This window comes from Chitinophaga varians, from assembly GCF_014529945.1.
In the GTDB taxonomy this organism is placed as follows: domain Bacteria; phylum Bacteroidota; class Bacteroidia; order Chitinophagales; family Chitinophagaceae; genus Chitinophaga; species Chitinophaga varians.
This window is the reverse complement of sequence record NZ_JACVFB010000007.1, coordinates 467,717-487,269: the sequence shown is the minus strand read 5'-3', so window position 1 is coordinate 487,269 and position 19,553 is coordinate 467,717. Positions and strand designations below refer to the sequence as shown.

General features: G+C 50.0%; 20 protein-coding genes and 2 riboswitches. Of the genes, 14 read left to right on the top strand and 6 right to left on the bottom strand.

The annotated features are described in order from the left end of the window. Positions 1–275 precede the first annotated feature (275 nt). From ICL55_RS30720 to ICL55_RS30675, 10 genes are all read left to right on the top strand, one after another. Positions 276–434: a class I lanthipeptide gene (locus ICL55_RS30720; protein ID WP_188104965.1), complete on the top strand. Its 159-nt coding sequence runs from the start codon at positions 276–278 to the stop codon at positions 432–434. Between the two features lie 20 nt (positions 435–454). Further along, positions 455–628 carry a hypothetical protein gene (locus tag ICL55_RS30715; RefSeq protein WP_188104963.1) on the top strand — a complete coding sequence of 58 codons (174 nt, stop codon included), beginning with the start codon at positions 455–457 and terminating at the stop codon, positions 626–628. Positions 629–658: 30 nt separating this feature from the next. Beyond that, positions 659–817, top strand: coding sequence for a hypothetical protein (locus ICL55_RS30710; protein ID WP_188104961.1), 159 nt, complete (start codon positions 659–661; stop codon positions 815–817). Positions 818–949: 132 nt separating this feature from the next. After that, on the top strand, positions 950–2,170 hold the full coding sequence (locus ICL55_RS30705) for a lanthionine synthetase C family protein (protein ID WP_188104958.1): 1,221 nt from the start codon (positions 950–952) through the stop codon (positions 2,168–2,170). Positions 2,171–2,299: 129 nt separating this feature from the next. Next, a complete protein-coding gene (locus tag ICL55_RS30700) occupies positions 2,300–2,932 on the top strand; it encodes a response regulator (protein ID WP_188104956.1) in 633 nt (210 codons plus the stop codon). Between the two features lie 17 nt (positions 2,933–2,949). Beyond that, positions 2,950–3,152: riboswitch (cobalamin riboswitch) on the top strand. A gap of 123 nt (positions 3,153–3,275) precedes the next feature. Further along, positions 3,276–5,291 (top strand): TonB-dependent receptor, encoded by a 2,016-nt coding sequence (locus tag ICL55_RS30695; RefSeq protein ID WP_188104954.1) that lies wholly within the window; start codon positions 3,276–3,278, stop codon positions 5,289–5,291. A 5-nt stretch (positions 5,292–5,296) separates the two neighbouring features. Beyond that, on the top strand, positions 5,297–6,448 hold the full coding sequence (locus ICL55_RS30690; RefSeq protein ID WP_246496727.1) for a YncE family protein: 1,152 nt from the start codon (positions 5,297–5,299) through the stop codon (positions 6,446–6,448). 12 nt (positions 6,449–6,460) lie between these two features. Further along, positions 6,461–7,630 (top strand): PKD domain-containing protein, encoded by a 1,170-nt coding sequence (locus ICL55_RS30685; protein WP_188104950.1) that lies wholly within the window; start codon positions 6,461–6,463, stop codon positions 7,628–7,630. A gap of 80 nt (positions 7,631–7,710) precedes the next feature. Then, positions 7,711–7,927, top strand: a riboswitch (cobalamin riboswitch). A gap of 254 nt (positions 7,928–8,181) precedes the next feature. Next, the gene (locus ICL55_RS30680) at positions 8,182–9,330 is read left to right on the top strand and encodes a DUF5074 domain-containing protein (RefSeq protein WP_188104948.1); all 1,149 of its coding nucleotides are present in this window, start codon (positions 8,182–8,184) and stop codon (positions 9,328–9,330) included. Between the two features lie 35 nt (positions 9,331–9,365). Beyond that, on the top strand, positions 9,366–10,301 hold the full coding sequence (locus tag ICL55_RS30675) for a PKD domain-containing protein (protein ID WP_188104946.1): 936 nt from the start codon (positions 9,366–9,368) through the stop codon (positions 10,299–10,301). 65 nt (positions 10,302–10,366) lie between these two features. Here the strand turns inward: ICL55_RS30675 and ICL55_RS30670 are convergent, their stop codons facing one another. Both ICL55_RS30670 and ICL55_RS30665 read right to left on the bottom strand, forming a co-directional pair. Then, on the bottom strand, positions 10,367–10,822 hold the full coding sequence (locus ICL55_RS30670) for an NUDIX hydrolase (RefSeq protein WP_188104944.1): 456 nt from the start codon (positions 10,820–10,822) through the stop codon (positions 10,367–10,369). A gap of 50 nt (positions 10,823–10,872) precedes the next feature. Further along, positions 10,873–11,436 carry an AAA family ATPase gene (locus ICL55_RS30665; protein ID WP_188104942.1) on the bottom strand — a complete coding sequence of 188 codons (564 nt, stop codon included), beginning with the start codon at positions 11,434–11,436 and terminating at the stop codon, positions 10,873–10,875. Between the two features lie 602 nt (positions 11,437–12,038). On the opposite strand from ICL55_RS30665, the gene ICL55_RS30660 reads away from it, so the two are divergent. Next, positions 12,039–12,773 carry a LuxR C-terminal-related transcriptional regulator gene (locus ICL55_RS30660; protein WP_188104940.1) on the top strand — a complete coding sequence of 245 codons (735 nt, stop codon included), beginning with the start codon at positions 12,039–12,041 and terminating at the stop codon, positions 12,771–12,773. Here ICL55_RS30660 and ICL55_RS30655 read toward each other — a convergent pair. Beyond that, positions 12,739–13,815, bottom strand: coding sequence for a DUF2238 domain-containing protein (locus tag ICL55_RS30655; protein WP_188104938.1), 1,077 nt, complete (start codon positions 13,813–13,815; stop codon positions 12,739–12,741). The two genes, ICL55_RS30660 and ICL55_RS30655, sit on opposite strands and share 35 nt — an antisense overlap. Positions 13,816–13,913: 98 nt before the next feature. Between ICL55_RS30655 and ICL55_RS30650 the strand changes: the two genes are divergently transcribed. Continuing rightward, positions 13,914–15,020, top strand: coding sequence for an ABC transporter permease (locus ICL55_RS30650; protein WP_188104935.1), 1,107 nt, complete (start codon positions 13,914–13,916; stop codon positions 15,018–15,020). Positions 15,021–15,144: 124 nt separating this feature from the next. On the opposite strand, the gene ICL55_RS30645 is transcribed toward ICL55_RS30650, so the two are convergent. Next, positions 15,145–16,281 carry a glycoside hydrolase family 172 protein gene (locus ICL55_RS30645; RefSeq protein WP_188104933.1) on the bottom strand — a complete coding sequence of 379 codons (1,137 nt, stop codon included), beginning with the start codon at positions 16,279–16,281 and terminating at the stop codon, positions 15,145–15,147. Between the two features lie 126 nt (positions 16,282–16,407). On the opposite strand from ICL55_RS30645, the gene ICL55_RS30640 reads away from it, so the two are divergent. Then, a complete protein-coding gene (locus ICL55_RS30640) occupies positions 16,408–17,076 on the top strand; it encodes a hypothetical protein (RefSeq protein WP_188104931.1) in 669 nt (222 codons plus the stop codon). A gap of 78 nt (positions 17,077–17,154) precedes the next feature. Here the strand turns inward: ICL55_RS30640 and ICL55_RS30635 are convergent, their stop codons facing one another. Further along, on the bottom strand, positions 17,155–17,958 hold the full coding sequence (locus ICL55_RS30635; protein WP_188104929.1) for a hypothetical protein: 804 nt from the start codon (positions 17,956–17,958) through the stop codon (positions 17,155–17,157). Positions 17,959–18,117: 159 nt separating this feature from the next. Here ICL55_RS30635 and ICL55_RS30630 point away from each other — a divergent pair, with 159 nt between their 5' ends. Then, complete coding sequence (locus ICL55_RS30630) at positions 18,118–18,495, top strand: hypothetical protein (protein ID WP_188104927.1); 378 nt, start codon at positions 18,118–18,120, stop codon at positions 18,493–18,495. Here the strand turns inward: ICL55_RS30630 and ICL55_RS30625 are convergent. Next, positions 18,492–19,550 carry a response regulator gene (locus ICL55_RS30625; RefSeq protein WP_188104925.1) on the bottom strand — a complete coding sequence of 353 codons (1,059 nt, stop codon included), beginning with the start codon at positions 19,548–19,550 and terminating at the stop codon, positions 18,492–18,494. The genes ICL55_RS30630 and ICL55_RS30625 overlap by 4 nt on opposite strands. Between the last annotated feature and the right edge of the window lie 3 nt (positions 19,551–19,553).

Genomic DNA, 19,553 nt, shown 5'->3' with positions numbered 1-19,553 from the left:
CAGTACGCGCTTAAGTTATTGAAGGTAGCGGAAACGGGTACGAAAGGATATCCCGTAAAACCGGTAAATTTCATGTTTAAACAAATAAATTTTTAAAAATCACGTTTTTCCGTGAGCTATGGTTTCATGGTTTCTGCTTACATTTATCAGTATCCTGTAATCCGTAGAAAACCTGATTTAATCACCCTCAAAGTAGAATGTCTGTCCAAAATCCATTTATCTGTTTATCAATCATTCTTCTTTTATTTTTTATTTAAACCTATAAAAATTGTTTTATGAGAAAAACATTTGAAAAAAAGCTGGTGCTCAACAAGATTAAAGTAGCAAAACTGAATGGTTCCCAAAAGGGTAATATTGATGTAAAAGCGCCAACTTACACAGGATGCAGCCTGATGGCCAAATGTCCCGCTCCGTCAACTAAAGTGGGTTGCTAATAACAAAAAAACGATAGCTGATGAAAAAACAAGCTGAAAAAAGGCTCAGCCTGGGCAAGATCAAAGTATCTGACCTGAGCAAAAATATGCAGGCTACCGAAGCTGACAACCGCTCTGCTGCCTGCAACTCCCATCCACTCTCTTGTCTGAGCCAGGGAGCTCCTATATGCAGTGTAGATTCCTGCCGGTTTTAAACAATCATTTGTTTTTAAAAACGCTAGCTTATGAAAAAGCAAACTGAAAAAAAACTCAGCCTGGGCAAGATCAAAGTATCTGATCTCAGCAAAAACGTGCAGACAGCCGGTGTAGACAACCGCGCGGGTTCCATGAAGTGCGTAAGCACTGGTGCTCCCATCTGCAGTGTAGACTCCTGCTTGTATTAAACGGAATTCACGGATTACAGATGCCCCGGGTTCATGCCCGGGGCTATTATGTTTTAGGGTATGCATAACAACGCTGTTCACCACATTCTTAGCCCAGCGCTTTAGCCCTGGGAACCTTTATATTCAGGAACGATGGATTACATGGATTACAAAGACGACATGAACGCCGTGCTGGAAAATATCAGCCGGGAACTGGATGACTTTACTGCCAACGATAACAATGCCGGGCTTCTGGGAGGATATACCGGCTGCGCCTTGTTTTATGCGTATTATTATCAGCTTACTTCCCGTGATGAGCATCTGGACAAGGTGTTGTTTATTATACAAAAGAGCATTCAGGCTTTGTCTGAACAGCCGCTGAACGGTTCTTTCTGTGGCGGTGTGTCCGGCGTGGCCTGGTGTGTACAACATCTCACGCAGATGGGGTTCATAGAAGAAGATGATGTGGAAGATGCTTTCGGGGAAATAGACCTGATGGTAGCCGCCTTTATGGAAGAATCTTTGCTTGCCGGCAAAAACGATTTTCTACACGAGGGACTGGGCACGGCACTTTATTTTCTGGAACGGCCGCTGCCAGTGGCCACACCCATACTGGAGCGCTTTGTTGGTTACCTCGAACAATCGGCGCACCGCTTTCCTGCGGGCATCACCTGGAAGGACATGTTTTCCTCACAGAGCGAACAATACCCCAACAAGGATTTGTACAATCTTGGGCTGGCCCATGGCGTACCGGCTATCATTGCCATACTTGGACGGATATACGAAAAAGGCATTGCGCGCGACAGGGTGTTGCCTCTCATAGAAGGAGGCATTAGCTGGCTGATCTCCAACAAAAAAAGCCATGGCGGTGGCGCTGAATCATGGTACCCGGTATTGACAGAGGCATCAGGCGTTACGGTGGGCGACGCTCACAGTCGCCTCGGCTGGTGTTATGGCGATCTGGGCATTGCTTCCGCTCTGTTAGGGGCCGGAAAACGCCTGCAACGGGCAGATTACAACGAGATCGCACTGGCCATGCTGCGTGATATCGCGCAACACCGCGATGCCCAAAACGGGGCCGTGCATGACGCTTGTATCTGTCACGGTAGCGCAGGTGTGGCGCACATATTGCAACAGGCCGCTATAGACACCGATGACCCGGTCATAGAAAAAGCCGCTGAAAGATGGCTGCAAGTAACACTCAGCATGAATACCTGGAAGGATGGGCCTGCCGGGTATAAATTTTTTCATCACCCCGGTTATTACGACAGCTACAATGTACTGGAAGGTATTGCCGGCGTGGGACTGTCATTAATGGGTTTCCTTCAGCCGGAAGTTAAGCCGGGATGGAACAATAGCCTGCTGATTTCGTAAACTTTTCATGATACGTTTTCATCTTTCTTTTTTTTATAAATTACGGGTAGTAAATGAAATCTAAAACACACGGTTTACCCGGAGATGCCATGCCGATGCATGCCAACGTTACAGCAAATATGAAAAACCATGATCAGATTATACTTTGTGGATGATCATCCATTGATATTAGAGGGACTACGCGCTTTACTCAGTTATGAAAAAGATATAGAACTGGCAGGAGAAACAAGGACCGGGGAGTCTTGCCTTAATTTCCTGCTGCACCACCAGGCCGATGTCGTACTGCTCGACACCATGCTGCCCGACATTGCCGGGGCAGAATTATGTCACCTGATTAAAAAGAACCATCCCGACACGATGGTGCTGGGACTCAGCTACCATAAAGACGGCCGCGGCATTCAGGATATGATGGACAGCGGCGCCAGCGGCTGCCTGATGAAAAATGCCGATAAAGAAGAGCTGCTGAAAGCGATTCATGATGTCTATAGCGGTCACACCTACCTCTCCGCCGTATTGGCCGCCGAACTGCAGACCGCTGCCGGCGTAGCCCGCACAAGGGAGCTGCACATCACCAAAAGGGAAAAAGAAGTGCTCTGGCTGATCGCCAACGGACATACGAACCACGAAATAGCTGAAAAGCTGTTCATCAGCAGCGATACGGTAGACAGCCATCGCCGTAACCTGCTGGGCAAACTAAAAGCCCGTAACACTGCTATGCTCATCAAATGCGCGATCGACCATAAGCTGCTGACAACTTTTTGAAGAAATAAATTAAACCACTACCTTCGCACCGCAATGGTTTACCCCCTCCGTTGCGGTGCGGGGTGATTAAAAGGGAACACCGGTGTAAATCCGGGACAGTCCCGCTGCTGTAATTCTCTATAAACGCCTGGGCAACCATCGGGCCACTGTTGAAAATTCAATGGGAAGGCCGCTCAGCGCAGAGATAAGTCAGAATACCTGCCATGCATTTGTTTTTTTAAGCCTTCGTGGAATGAGGCTTGGAAATGAGTCATGTTGCAGGACTGACACCTGCTATTATCTACCTTGATTTTATTTCCTGTTACGAAGGCCGTTGGATGAACTATCAAAACGGTGAATTAACATGCGTATCCCCCTACTGAGGAGTACCCTGTATGCAGTGCTCGCAGGATGTCCTATTGTGTCTGTGATAGCACAGCAGCCATCCGACAGCACCCGCACCAAAGACCTGCGGGAAGTGGCCGTCATTGCCCCCCGGGGCGGTAAGGAAATAGCACCCGGGCAACAGCTGAAAGGGGCGGAACTACAGCGGCTGAATGCGCAGTCTGTAGCAGACGCACTGCGCTTCTTCTCGGGTATCCAGATAAAGGACTATGGCGGCATCGGTGGCCTGAAAACAGTAGACGTACGCAGTATGGGCACCAACCATACCGGCGTGTTCTATGACGGAATTGAACTGGGCAACGCCCAAAACGGCGTGGTAGACCTGGGCAGGTTCTCGCTCGACAACATGGAGGAGATCACCCTGTATAACGGTCAGAAAAGCAGCATCTTCCAACCGGCAAAAGACTATGGCTCCTCAGGGTCCATCTATCTCTCTACCCTCAAACCCCGTTTCGCACAAGGAGAAAAAAGACACCTGAGAGGTACTTTTAAAACCGGTTCCTTTGGCCTCGTCAACCCCTCGATACTATGGCAGGAAAAGATCAGCAACCGCGTGGCAGCGTCTTTTAGCGGAGAATGGACCAACGCCAACGGCCGCTATAAATTCCGCTACCGGAAAACAGATGCACATAACCCTGCCGCCGGATACGATACAACCGCTGTCCGCAAAAATGGCGATATCAACGCCTTCCGGCTGGAAGGCAGCCTGCATGGCGTGATGGACCGCGGCGAATGGAGCTCCAAAATATATTTCTATGATTCGGAACGCGGCCTGCCCGGCTTTATGGCCAACAACCTGTTCAAACACGTGGACCGCCAATGGGACCGTAACTTCTTCGTTCAGTCTTCCTGGCGTAAAGATATCTCCCCCAGATACAGCCTGATGCTCAACGGTAAATACGCGTACGACTATACGCATTACCTGGCGCCGGATACTGCCTACTATACAGAGAACTGCTACTACCAGCAGGAAGTGTACCTGTCGGCGGCCAATCAGTTTACCGTCACTAAATGGTGGAATGTGGGACTGTCGGGCGACTTTCAATGGAACAAACTGAATGCGGACCTGAAAAATTTCTCCTATCCCCAGCGCTTTACCACCCTGGTAGCACTGGCCACATCGGTCAACTTCCAGCGTTTCAGCGCACAGGCCAGCCTGTTGAACACCAACATGAACGAACAGGTGAAACGTAATGCCGCGTCGCCTTTCCGACAGGAGCTGACACCGGCAGTTTTTGTATCGTGGCAGCCGTTCAATAAAATACCGGTCACCTGGAGATCTTTCTATAAGCGCATTTTCAGGATGCCGACCTTTAATGACCTCTACTATACGGATATCGGCAACTCCAACCTGAAACCCGAGTTCACAACACAGTACAATACCGGCCTTACCTGGAATCATACCTTCCACGGGAAAGTATTGCAGGAGATAGGCATGGAGACAGACGTATACTACAACGAAGTGACCGACAAGATCGTGGCGGTACCGGGCGCCAGTCAGTTCCGCTGGACCATGATGAATCTCGGCTTTGTGAAAATCAAAGGCATAGATGTAAAAGCCAGAGCGGCATGGCAGGTGCTGGAAGAGCTGCAGGTGACCACACGTGCTACCTATACCTACCAGGAAGCCCGCGATTACACCGATAAGTCAGATTCGTTTTACGGCCATCAGATCCCCTACATCCCCTGGCACAGCGGCTCGCTGATCATAGGCGGCCTGTACAAAGCCTGGGACGTAAACTACAGTTTTGTGTATACCGGCGAACGTTACAATGCAAAGGCCAATATACCGGAGAACTATGCACTGCCATGGTATACCAGTGATGTATCGCTGGCGTATGCACGCACGGTTAATAAAACCCGCTTCCGGCTTACGGCGCAGGTCAATAACCTGTTGAACCAGTATTACGATGTGGTGATCAACTACCCGATGCCGGGAAGGAACTTCAAATTTATTCTCTCTGTAAATATTTAATGAAGATGATTAAACAATTACGTTTTATCAGGACCGCTGCTGTGTTGACAGTGCTGGGAATGGCGGGGTGTCGTAACGGGGATTATATTGTGCCGCCCGTGGTAACGCCCGTGGATACACCGGTTGCACATCAAAAGTACAAAGGTTTTTATCTCCTCAATGAAGGTAATATGGGGAGCAACAAATGTACCCTCGATTTCTTTGACTTTACCACCGGGGTGTATAAGAAAAATATCTATGCAGAAGTGAATCCTAACGTCGTAAAGGAGCTGGGCGACGTGGGTAATGATATCAAGATATACGGCAGTAAGTTATACGCTGTCATTAATGTGTCCAACAAGGTGGAAGTGTTGGATGCTGCGACGGCCAGGCGTATACAGCAGATCGATCTGCAAAACTGCCGTTATCTTGCATTTGCTAACGGGAAAGCCTATATCAGCTCCTATGCTGGCCCCGTAGTGATAGACCCACGTTCACCGCTGGGTATTGTGGCAGAAGTGGATACCGCCACGCTGCAGATCACCCGTAAAGTGGAAGTAGGCTACCAGCCGGAAGAGATGGCCGTGATAGGCAACAAACTGTATGTGGCCAATTCCGGTGGTTATCGTCCGCCGGACTACGACAGTACGATATCCGTCATTGACCTGACGACGTTTAAGGAGATCAAAAAAATCCATGTGGACATTAACCTGCATCGGTTGAAAGCAGACAGCGACGGCGATTTGTACGTGACCAGCAGGGGAGACTACTATAGCAGGCCTTCCGCGCTGTATGTGGTGGATACGAAGACCGACGCGGTCAAAAACCGCTTCGCCGTTGCCGCGAGCAATCTTTGCATCGCCGGGGACACGGCCTATCTGTATGGTTCTGAATACAGCTACAATACTGCTTCCTGGAAGATTAACTACGCCATGGTGAATGTGAAAACAGAGACCCTGCTGTCCGGCAATTTCATTACCGATGGTACGGAGAGAAATATTAAAATGCCTTATGGTATCATGGTAGATCCCGAAACCAAAGATATCTACGTAACAGACGCCCGTGATTATGTGTCTCCCGGTACGCTCTATTGTTTCGATAAAACGGGCAAAAAGAGATGGTCGGTGATTACCGGTGATATCCCGGCGCATTTTGTCTTCCTTCCTGCAAAACAATAAAACTCAACCATGATGAAATACAAACTTTTACCAATTTCTGTGCTGGCAGTGCTCCTGGCCGGTAGCTGTTCCAAGTCTGATGATACGCCAACGGCCAAGCCAGACGTGTCTGTCAACGTTCCGCAAGGTGGCGTGACGACCGCCAATATGAAACTGGTGCGTGTATCCGCTACCGTAAAAAATGAAAACGCCTCTACTTCCTTTGTGTGGAAACTGGGTAATGATACCATTGCTACCACGAAAGAACTCGTGTATGCTTTCACCAAAGCAGGTGACTATACCCTCACTTTCCTTGCCAAAAATAGTGTTGGTGAAGAACGTGTAACCGTTCCTGTTAAAGTGACGGCGGGCAAGTATACCAATGGTGTTGCCCGTGTGTTTGATTACTTCCCGGCTCCGGGCCAGTTTGTGCATGAACTGCCGAAATGGGAAGCTGGCGATGATCAGGCGAAGATGACGGCTAAAGCTGAAGAGTCGCTGAAGACTGGTACGATGATCCATCTCGGCGGTTTCGGTGGTTATGTGGTAATGGGATTTGACCATACCATTGTGAACGTACCGGACTCTTTCAACTTCAAAGTGCTCGGTAATGCTTTCGCCCAGTGGTCTGAAGCGGGTATTATCGAAGTGGCCTATGACGCCAATGGCAATGGCCTGCCGGATGATGAATGGTATGAAATCGCCGGTTCAGAATACAAGAGCCCTAAAACCATCCACGACTATAAGATTACCTATTTCAAACCGAATGAAAACAAAACACCAACACCCAATAATGATTATAAATGGCTGACGGATACCACTTACATCCGTTGGAAAGACAATCAGGGCAAATCCGGTTATCTCTCACGCAACCAGTTCCACCTTCAGCCCTATTATCCGCAGTGGAAAGGCGACAGTATCACGTTGACGGGTACACGCCTGACAGATGAAAATGTAAAAGACCAGTCCGGAAAAGGAAGCTTTTATGTGAGTCCGGCATTCCCATTCGGCTATGCTGATAACTGGCCGAACAGTGACCCCAATGCTGGTATTAAAATCAACTGGGCAGTGGACAAGAAAGGTAACTCCGTGCGTTTGCCGGGTGTGGACTTTATTCGCGTGTATTCCGGTATGCGTGCAGAAGCTGGTTGGGTAGGTGAAATTTCTACTGAAGTTATCGGTGTGACTGACCTCAATTTGTAGGCTGTTTTTATACAGAAAAATATTTCAGGGCCCGGGGAGATTTCCCCGGGTTTTTTATTGGATATGATGGGAACTTAACGTACGTTTGTAAAGCAACTGGTTGTTCTGTTCATGCAGAACATTAAAAGGGAATCCGGTGTAAAACCGGAGCTATCCCCGTAGCTGTAATCCTGCCCGCCGGCTGTTCCCGGCGATGTTTTTCCGGAGTATGCTCCATACCACTGTCTGCTGTTGCAGATGGGAAGGTTTCCGGAAAAGCAGGAGAGCCAGAAGACCTGCCAGCTGTAGTTACCATTCGTCGCTTTCGGGTGAAAGGCTGTAGAATGTAGGCCTGCCGGCTTTATATTCACGTATTTGTTTTTTTTGTTTCACCTGCGTGCGGGTACGGGAAAGAAAACCTGTACTGTTTCCCGGGCTGTCTTAAATGCAGCCACTGTAGCAAATTGTTTTTGAGTGAAAAACAAAATGGATAACCCTTGCCTCCTATGAAGGATCGGATGCCCTATGATGTGTTCATTTTTTATTAAAAATAACCACACAATTTGTAAACTATGAAATCAATCAAGTGTTTGGCCCTGGCGGCCTCGCTGTTAATCCTGTTTGCCGCCTGTAAAAAAGAAAATGCCGACTCCGGATTAGGAGTGCTCACCAAAGAAAGTGCTGAATCTGTACACGGCCTGAAACTATTCGGGAAATATGAAAACGGCTTCCTGATGGTACATGAAGGACAGTATGGTGTCAACAACGGCGATCTCTGGTACTATAGCTATGACAGTAATAAAGTAGCGAAAGACATTTACAAAGCAGAAAACCCCGGTAAAAATCTGGGCCCTACTACCTCCACACTGCAGTTTGCTACTATCTACAACAACAAGGTATATATGGTGGCGAAAGTTGGTGGGCCGCTGGTGGCCACCGATGCGCATAGCCTGGTGGAAACAGGCAGGATCACTAATCTGCCGCAGAGTGAAGGTTATGCTTTCGTAGGCGTAGATGCCACCCGGGGCCTGCTGAGCGCGGTGGACGGCGTATACCGCATCAATCTGTCAGGACCGTCCCTCGGTACTAAAGTATCCGGTATCAATGGTCCTGCGGGCGATATGCTGCTGGCAGGCAGCTACGTATTCGTGATGACCAAAGACGATGGAGTAGTGGCGCTGAATGTGTCCGACTACAGCATAGCGAAGAAATTTGGTATCGGCGACGCCGGCTTCGCCCGCACCAATGACGGCACCGTTTGGGTAACCGGTAAGGACTCGCTCGTAGCCATCAATCCCACTTCTCTAGCCATGTCCCGCGTGAAGCTGCCTTTTACGACTACTAACCCATGGGCTTATCTGTCCTGGCGCTCCGGTTCACTGACATCCGATGGATCAGCAGTATTTGTTGCGGCCCGTCAGTCTACCGGCGGTATCGGTGGCGACATCGAGTACGGCGGCACACAACTATACCGTTATGTGCCGGGGAATGCGGCATCCCTTTCATCACCTTTCCTGACAGTGCCTGCCGGTCAATATTTCTACGGTTCTGCCGTACGGTACAATGCAACACGTAATGAACTGCTGGTGATCACGCTCACCGACCAGTTTGGCGCCAGCAACGATAACCGCTGGTTGATGTATGACGCCAATACTGCTGCATTGAAAGAAACAGTGCGGTATACAGGTTATTATTTCCCTGCACTTCCGGTATTTTATTGATCACGTTCCTTCTTTTTCCTCAAACCTTACAACATATGAAAATTTCCTATCTGCCGGCATTCGCACTGGCCACCTTGTTTTTCTCGCCTTCCTGCCGCAAAGATGCTTTGACGGATACGGCGAATACGGCTGAAGCAGTATCCCAACGCACTGGTATTGCCGGCAATGTGGCCATCCGGCCCGCCACGCTGACCAGCAGTCCCCTTATCAGCACCGTATATACGTACATGCCGGCACCGGGACAGTACACCAATGAATCCGGACTGGGTTCTGTTACCGCAGCACAGGCGCTGGTGGGCAGTACCACTAATATGGTCTCGCTCGGCGGCTACGGCGGGTATATCGTGTTCGGGTTCGACCATTCCGTGGTGAATGGCACAGGAGCCGACCTGGGTATCTACGGTAACCCGTCCGGCCCTACCTATCAATGGTCGGAGCCGGGCATTGTGATGGTAAGCCAGGATATCAATGCCAATGGTATTCCTGATGATCCGTGGTATGAGCTGGCGGGCAGCGAGTACAACGCGGCCGGTACCATCAAAAACTACCAGATCACGTATTACAATCCACATGCTGCGGGCACCAATGTGAACTGGAGAGATAATCAGGGTAACAGCGGATATGTGCAGGCCAATGCATTTCATACCGCCAATAACTACTATCCGGCCATGGCGCCCAATCAGGACTCTGTCACCTTTACCGGTACCAAACTGGTGAATACATTGGTGTCCGGCGGGATACTCACCAACCTTGCTTTCGCATGGGGATACACCGACAGCTACTCGGGCGAGTTTCCCGCGCTGGGATATAATACGGTGGATATTTCGAACGTTGTGAATGCCAGCGGTCAACCGGTAACGCTGAATGCCATTGATTTCGTGAAAGTGTATACTGGGCAGAACTGCAATGCAGGCGCCATGTTGGGCGAGATCTCCACAGAAGTGAAAGGAGCGCGCGACCTGCACCTGTAAACAATCAAGTTTCCGCTTTCATCAAAAACGGCAAATCTTTGCTTATCAGAACGTAGCCCAGGGCTTCAGCCCTGGGTTGCTGATAATTCATCGATGAATGCCGCCTGTTGTGAATTGATCATTTTCTTAGCGGTCTCGGCATCGAACCAGCCAGCCCGGTCGATTTCGGGAAACTGTTTTTTTTTGCCGGAACGCGGTGGCCATTCTATCTCAAATAGATTGCCGACGATGGTTTCGTGGTTCAGGTCACCTTCGGTGGCCCAGCAGAGCACCTGCTTGCCGCCTTTCTGGGTGATGGGCTGAAGGGGAATGAACGTCCCTTCCGGCCGGTAGCCGGTTTCTTCTTCAAACTCGCGGATGGCCGCCTGCAGCGGCGCTTCTCCCGGTTCTATTTCTCCTTTGGGTATGCTCCAGTGTCCGGCATCTTTTTTAACAAAGAAAGGCCCGCCGGGATGTACCAGGAAGTATTCCGTTGTGTCGTTGTTTTTTCGGTAGAGCAGAATGCCCGCACTTTGTTTCATATGATCATGATATGAGGGGTCCGTTACCTGACAACGCCGGAAACAGGGACTTACTGCCGTGAGGCTTCCCGGCATTTGATGCCGGCGAGTTTCTCCTGCATCCGTTGCAGTCTCTCTGCCAGCGGGAAGTCTCCTTTAATTTCCAGTACCGGTATTTTCAGTTGCCCGATCCAGTCTTTATGGAGGGTAAGGCTTCTGCTGGGGAAGCCGGGTTCGTCGTACCGGGATGCCCAGGCGAGGAAATCGGCGTTGTGTTGTTTGAGCCAGGGATCGGATTCCAGCAGGGAGCCATAGCGTTGTTTTTCCCGCAGTATAAGGCGTTGCATCCGGATATCCGGGGGCAGCCAGAGGAATACGGCAAAGTCAAACGATTCAAACAGGACCGGGTCCCACTTAAAGATAGAACCTGCCACCACTACTTTATCGTGGCTGTGGAGGTCTTCGAGGAACAGTCTGTTCCGTTCTGCAGGGTCGCGCCTGGTTTCGTATGGCCGTTCGGTTTTGAGCCAGTAGTAATTGTCCGCCTCAAGATGCTCGTAACCGTTTTCTCTGGCAAATGTTTTGGCCAGGGTGCTGGTGCCGGCACCGGAAGCTCCGAAAATAATGATCTTCATTTTTGCTGGATATTCTTTGGGTGTTACAATCGGGTATAACAAATATACTCATATCTTTTTTTTATCATGATAGTGATCATGATAAGCTGAGCGAAAATAAAATGGCGAGGCCGGAGCCTCGCCAGGTTGCTTCAAAATTGAAACTAGTAGGATTAACAATTCGGGGGTAATTCAACAGTCAAAAAACTCATGACAACCTTAACACAAATTCAATACTTTTTTGGGGCTATTAGCAGTGTCTGTACAGGGTCAGTACAGGCATGGACCTGGATTGGACCGGTCCATGCGCCGTAGCTGTATCCCTGGGGGGACATTGCATCAATGAGGATGGGGCTTTTTCTAACAAACTTTTCCTCGGTTTTTAACACATTCCTTTAAACAACTTTTGGGCTGTAACCACTACCTGCTGCGGTCTCCGGTTCTTGCCTCCTTGCCGGACCATCAGCCGGGTGAATTCGCTGGACAAAAGGCCTCTTAAGCGGTCTTTCCTGCAGATCCATTTCGGATGGTTTACGGACGCAAAATTACCAGTAGGTTCATAATCAGTCAACTGCGTAATTACGCAGGTTGTGATATTATTTTTACTTTTATGATAAAAACGAATGGATCCTGATAAGCTGGGGCATTATTCCAAAACATTTATTACTGACGTACCGGCCGACCTGAGCAGTCCGGAAGCACAGCATTTTAAGCAGATCATCCGGCGGTTTCCGGATGAGGCGATTTATATCTATTCGTTCAAAGAGAACCGCATGTTATATGCCGATGGCTGGGAGCCGCTTCTCGGCTACCGGGATGATGAAATGACCATGATGACGTTCGTCAACATCACGGCGCCGGAATATGCTCCCTTCTCCAATGAGCTGAACGACAAAGCGTTGATGTTTCTGCATAACAAAACAAAAGACCTCGAACAGTACAGCTTTACCATAGAACTGAAAAAGATCCATAAAGACGGTACCCATGTGCCGCTGATTACCAAGGTAGGCGTCTTTGCCACGGAAGAAGGAAGGGTAACGGCCATCATCGGGCATTCCCAGAAGAATGAAAGTATTCAGCTGGGCAACGTGATGCGCTACGCCGCCTATGGCCCGGAAAAATCGGCTTTTGAAGAAGAGCTCAATAAACAACTGTTCCGGCACTACGCTATTTCAGAAAAGGAAAAAGAAGCCCTTTCACTGGTAGCGGAGGGCTTTTCCTTTAAAGAGATCGCTGCCCGGTTTGGGGTGTCCCAGTCGGCCATTGAAAAACGGATCATCCCGATGTATAAACGTTTCGAGGTAAAGAGCCTGACCCACCTGATCAGCTTTGCATACGCAAATCATATTCTGCCTTAGCAGCAGGCGCCTGGCTATATAGCTGGAGATTGAGAGACAGCAGTTTCTCTTTCTCCACGCCGATACCCGTCAACATATCCTTCCATCTTTCCGACAATTTCCTGGAAGCGTCATCATCTCCCAATACCCAGATCACATTGGTCTGGCGGAGTACTGTGCGGTTTATATCGTTGGTAGAAAAGGTATCGACAAAGCTGAGGAACCGTTCGGGTGTAATAATATCTTCCTTGATAGGGTCTCCCGGGTTAATATCATCAATCACCAGAATAGAAGCTTTCCGCCAGGTCCATAATACGTTGGCCGCGCTGTCATCGTCATGTTCAAAGAACATGCAGTACAGCTTCATGGCGGAGGTGTATACGGCCGACTGGTGGCGGATGGACAGTTCTGTGGCGATGCCCACGCTCAGGCTTGTTTTACCGCTGCGTTTGGGGCCGAAGAGGAACAGGTGCATGCCCTGTTCTTCGTTGTCCAGAAAACGGCGCACCAGCGCAATGTCTCCTTCCGGGATATGTTCGGTGCTCCACTGGCTCAGCCTGAACTGGAAAGGATAGGAGGGCACCTGCAGGTACATTTTCGTGAGATACCAATAATAGGCAGGATATAGCACCAGTACCGTTAATACCAGCAGGGCGATCAGCGCTGTTGTCGTATAGGCGCAAAGGATAGATGCCATCAATGCGCCGGACCAGAAATACATCAGGTCAGTAATGGTATCAAAAGCGATGTTGCCCCATGCCGGCTGGAAGACGTAGCTGCTCCTGGATTTGCGCGACAGCAGCGGCCCGAGGAAGTTAAAGATTTCAAATGTGAGCCAGAAAAGGCTCACCGCCATTGCAGCGTATAGGGAAGCCCGTTGTTCGGGGAGATGTCGCTTCAGGATAAGATAACCTACGAAGGTAGGGATGAAGCCGAGGGAAAAGTGGCCAAACTGATTAGCCAGCCAGGTATAAGTCAGCGTAACTCCGCGGTAGGAGTCTTTGCCGATCAGATCTGCTTTGAGTTGGCGCACGATGTCTTTGCCTGTGATCACTTTTTTCATGAGTAGCCTTGGGTATTAGGGGACGGCGTTGTGAAGGGCAAATATAATATGTTCCCGGAAAATGAATCTTTGAAAGAATACTGTAGCTTTGGTTCCCTATGGCAAAAAAATATAGTCAGCTCAGGGCCGGTCTGGTGATGGCCCGGGCTAGCCTGATTGCTACCCTGCGTAGCCCTACTTCGGTTGTATTCGCCCTATTGTTTCCCATCATTTTTGTGACGGTGTTCGGTGCAATGGTTGATAACACAGCGGTGAAAATCCCGGTGGCCATTGCGCCCGGCAGTGATACCAGCAGCCCTGTATACCGCGCTGTAAAAGAGATCAGCATCTTTAGCCTCTCCAAAGAAACAGATTCACTGGCGCAACTCAAAGCCCTGAAAAAAGGACGCATCGCCGGCATCATCCGCATACCCGCACCGGTAATGGCTGCCCCGGTGCCGCAGTATGGCCTCACCCTGTTCAGCTCCGGCGCGGTGGCCGACAAACGGCCGCTGGTACAGGCTGCGTTGCAGGAGGTGACCAGCCGTATCAATCAACAGGTGTTGCAGGGCCAACCGGTAGCGGCCAAACTGGACGTGGTAACGATACCCGGCCGCGTATACCGGCAGATCGATTTTATCCTTCCCGGTCAGCTGGGCTTCTCTTTGCTGATGGCGGGCGTATTCGGTTCTGCTTTTCTGCTGTTTAACCTGCGGCATACGCTGGTGCTGAAACGTATTTTCGTGACGCCTATCAGCCGCGCTTCGTTGTTGTTTGGCGAAATGTTGAGCCGGCTGGTGTTTCAGATCATCTGCTTTATCATCATCACCGCACTGGGCTATTTCGCATTCGATTTCACCCTGGTCAATGGTATCCTTACTTTCCTCGAAATGTTGCTGCTGTCGGTATTCGGTCTGGTGATCTTCACCGGGATCGGCTTTATGATCAGCGGCGTTATCCGCAACGAAAGCTCCATTGCGCCGGTGGCCAATACCATCACGGTGCCGCAGATATTGCTGTGTGGCCTCTTTTTCCCGGTAGAAAACTATCCGGTATGGCTGCGTACTTTCTGTGAATACCTGCCCCTCACTTTCTTCGTGGACGGCCTGCGGAAGATCGCTTTTGAAGGCGCACATATATGGCAGGTGCCCGTAGAACTGGGCGGCTTAACCGTATGGGCCGCTATTGTCGCCGTGCTCTCAGTGAAGATGTTTAAATGGGAATAACCCCTCTAAAGGGAATGACGAATGACGAATGACGAATGACGAATTGAGGACTCACTCCCGCAAAGGTTATTAAATAACCTGGCGATAAGGAAGCTCTCAATTCGTCATTCGTCATTCGTCATTTTTAATTGGTTTCGAGTTCATTCATGGAAGGCAGCTTTGGAAACGGTGCATGTGGCTCCCGCTGGTACCAGAATACTACGCTGCTGATATCAGACTGCTGTGGCAGGTAACGGCCGCCACTGCGCCAGCCCAGGTCCTGAATGGTTACCCGCAGCTCTTTTTCAAAGCGGACAGGGTCCATGATATGCCAGCGGTACAGCCCGAACCGTTGTTGTGATTTATACAGTCCGTCAGGACGTATCACCTGCGGCAGGCCGGCATAAGGCGTAGAGAACTCCTGATATTTCCCTTTAACGTCGAAATTATAGGAGCCGCAGAAATAGTCCTCTGTGCCGGTACCGCAGATGGTAGGATATTTACCATCGCCGTCCATAAAAAATTTAATCTCGCCTTCTCCCCACCAGCCGTTGTTATTAACGCCCCAGGCAAGATAAGTACCTACATATTGGCCTTTCCCGCGGATACCATCTACCAGGGTATAGCTGGCGTCTTTTACGGGATTGCTGCGCCGGAACTGCGCATGGAAATACCCTGCGTCTTCAGGAACGGTTGTCAGCGTATAGTCGATCTGGTAATACAGCGTCATTTTTTCGGTATGGATATTTTCCATGGTGATCCGGCATTTTTTCCGGAACGGCATGGACCAGTAGCAGTTGAAGGCGCTGCCGGGATTAACGCATACCGCGAGGGAATTGAGATGTGCATATTCACCCCATCCCATGCCAAAGAAATCACCCACCGGCACTTCCACGGAAGGGGTGGTTTCATCGTCCCAGTAGAAGCGGAGAATACTATAGCGCCAGTTGCCGGTAGGAGTCATCCAGATGTGCTGGATAGCGCCGGAGCCGTTGATCTCGGCCAGCGTAACGGTTTTACCCGGTTCTATGAAGATGTAGGGATTCACTTTCCAGCCCTGTCCCAGTTCTCTGGCAGCGTGACTGGCATTGCCCTGCTCCAGCGTGGCCATACCGCCTTTGCCGGCTTCACCGGTGAAGTTCTCCGGACTGATAGACCGGGTTTTGGCGTCTGACAGCCGGGAAAGATTGCCCATGTTCATGTCAAGGCCATTAAAAGGTTGTTGGGTATAGGCCGACAGCTGTGCACAGGCTGCAGCCAGCAGAAAGAAGAGTTTTTTCATGTCGTGGAATTTAGCGTTTTGCAGCAGTCTGATTAAAAGTAAGGTTAAACGTTTTAGTATGCAAGCGCTATGCAGATTTTTTTATGAATGGTATGCAATACCTTTGCGGCCTTTCCGTTAAACTGCATGACGAAACTGAACGATCGTATGTACCGTATTGCGTTATATAGTGTGTTATGTTTACTGCTGGTGATGATCAGTGCCTGTAATATCAAAACAGACCTTTATCAGCACTACTGGACCATGGACGTGAACAGTTATATGAACTACAGGGAGCATGTGGTGAGCCAGGAACCGATTACAACGCTGCCCTGTAAGATGATTGATAAGGTGCGTGATTTCCGCTACGGAGATTTGCTGTTTTCGGACGATTCCCGTGATACCACCGGGGCTGCCGGTGGCTGGGGTAAAAGCATTTCTTTTTTGTTTGACGATGAAGCCCGTACCGGTAAAGCAGGTGTGGAAATTGTGGAAACCAACCTCGCTGCGAGTCCGCGCAATGCGGAGATGGTAACGCGACTGATGGCGCTGCTGGGAACTAACGTTGACCGCTATACGGACGGAAAAGACAGTGTATATATCTGGACCGGTAAACCTGCCAGCGGGCATACGGTCGTGTTCTCCCAAAATCACGGCGGCGGCACTGCTGCCGGTTATGTTACTTCCCGCTTATTTATGATCAAACAATCGGTGTTGATCCCCGCTACCGCTACCACCGCGCTCGATAAGATGGTCAATACCCTGACAGCAAACAAGTATTCAATTACGAATGACGGATTACGAATGACGAATTGAGGGATTCGTTATAGCCAGGATAGTTAATAACCTTCCCCGGCGTGGGTCCTCAATTCGTCATTCGTCATTCGTAATGAACTAGCGGTGCGCGATAAACACCGGCACCTGATGGGCGCGCAGTGTATCCTCCACAAAGCTACGCCGGAATACCCTTGACAGCAATGAACGGCCATAAGCACCGCAAACCACCATCGGATGCGGGATGTCACTCAGCCAGGTGTTGAAATACCTTTCGGGAATGGTATTGATCGACCCGGTACTCAGATTAGGAAAATGATACTGTACCAGTTCCATAATGCCTCCGGTATCCGGCGGCGGTGCGCCATCGGTATGACTGTACAGCAAGGTGGTCTTTAAACTGCACAATTGAGGGAACAACCAGGCAAAACTTTTGATCGCATATACGGAAGAGGCGCTGCCGTCGTATGTCAGGATCAGGCTTTCCGGGAAAACGGCGTCTTCGGGAACAGCGATCAGCGGGCAGGCCGACTGATGCAGGGCGCTGCCCAGAAAGCCGCCGGGCCCAAAGAGCAGGTCTGCATAAAATTTCTCACTGCTCAACAACATCAGGTCTGAGAAGAGCGACTCTTTCCGCAGCAACTTCAGCGCATACTCCTGCAGGTCGTGGTGTACGAGGTGATGGATGTTATACTGCCGGCAGTATTCCCTGAAAGTCTGCACGCTTTGCTCAATAGAAATAGCGGCATAGTTTTCTGTCAGCGGTATAAACAACGAGGTGTAGTTGAGATTGGCGGTCAGGTCCAGCTCCGGTAAAAACACGCCGCAGAGGGTAATGGGCTCCAGTTCGTGCATTTTCCGGGCAAACCGGAAGGCGCCTTCCGGGAAGTGGCCGTCGTCTACGGCCAACAGTATCTTTTTCATCTGGCATCGTTTACAAGACACTGAAAAATAACCTGTAACAAAGGTCGTACGCGCCCTGGCGGGAGGCAATGACGGATATCATTGAGGTGACTGATCCCAGTCATAAATAAGCAAATGCCGCTTCCCTAATTTGTGCCGGATTACTATAAACAACGGACGATGAAGGACAAGTTGGAGGAACTGCGGGCACAGCAAGAATCACGTAAATACCTGCTAAAGGTCCTGGAAGACGAGAACATATGTTTTAAGCTGAAGCTGGCCCGGATTTTATCAACAGACTTTGACCGGAGGGAGCTGGGGCGGCTGGAATATTTTCAGAGCCGGTTCCTGAAGATGGATGAACAAATAGCCCTGCTGCGCCATGAAATCAGTGAGCAGCAGGGCGTACTGGCATCAGTTCAAACCACAACGGGGCTGAAAGAAGCCACCGTGTCGGAACTGATGATGGAAAGAAGATTTACCACCGTGCAGCAGCATTTTGATATGCTGGACGCTGACTTCCGTCATTATCTGCGGCAGTCTTTCCCGCTGGTTTAAGCCAGGATACCGGCCAGTTTTTTTTCATTGAGGATCACCACGGCGCCTTCTTTTATCTCGATCAGTTGCTCATCACGGAAATCGCTCAGGGTACGGATCAGCGACTCGGTGGCGGTACCGGCGATGTTGGCCAGGTTCTCCCGGCTGATATTGATCACCAGTGGCGTATCCTTGGGTGGATTATATTTTTTAAGCAGATTCAGTAAGGCCTCTGCTACTTTTTTGCGCAGGGAGTTGTAGGCCAGGCCCAATAACTGCTGCTCTTTGTCGCTCACATTTTTGGCCAGCATCCTGATGAGCTGGGTGGCCACTTCATGATTGTTGTTCAACAACTCCTCAAAATCGGTGGCAGGTATCACCGCGATCTCGCTTTCCTCCATGGCCACGGCTGTTTCTTTATACAGTGAGCCTTCCAGCAGGGCGTTATAACCGAGGAAATCGCCTGCTGCATAAATATCCAGCACCAGCTCTTTACCCTGGTCGTTGGTCTTACAGGTTTTTACTTTGCCTTTCTGCACAAAGAAGAGGCGGGTAGGGTGGTTGCCTTCTGTATAGATGACCTGTTTTTTGCGGTACTTATCGATATTGCGTCCTTCTGCCAGGGCTTCCAGGGAGGCTTTGCCGGTAGCTTCCAACATCAGGCGGTTCATGCCCTGCAGGTTGGGCGGGAATTCTTTTTTGCGGATGGCGGCTTTACGCAGCCTGTTCTCCACGGTTTCCCATAGTTCCGTGCCACTGAATGGTTTGGTCAGGTAGTCATCGGCGCCCATGCTCATGCCTTTACGGAAATCGGCGCGCTCTGTTTTCGCCGTGAGAAAAATGAAAGGAGTATCCTTCACGGCTTCATGCTGCTGCATCAGATGCAGCACGCCAAAGCCGTCCAGCACAGGCATCATGATATCACAGATGACGAGGTCGGGCTTATGTTCCAGCAGTTTCTCAAAGCCGGTCATACCATTCTCCGCGGTCAGTACATGATAACCGGCAATCGCCAGGATGTCTGCCGTGTTTTCCCTTAATTCTTCATTGTCTTCAATCAACAGGATCGTTTTCATATG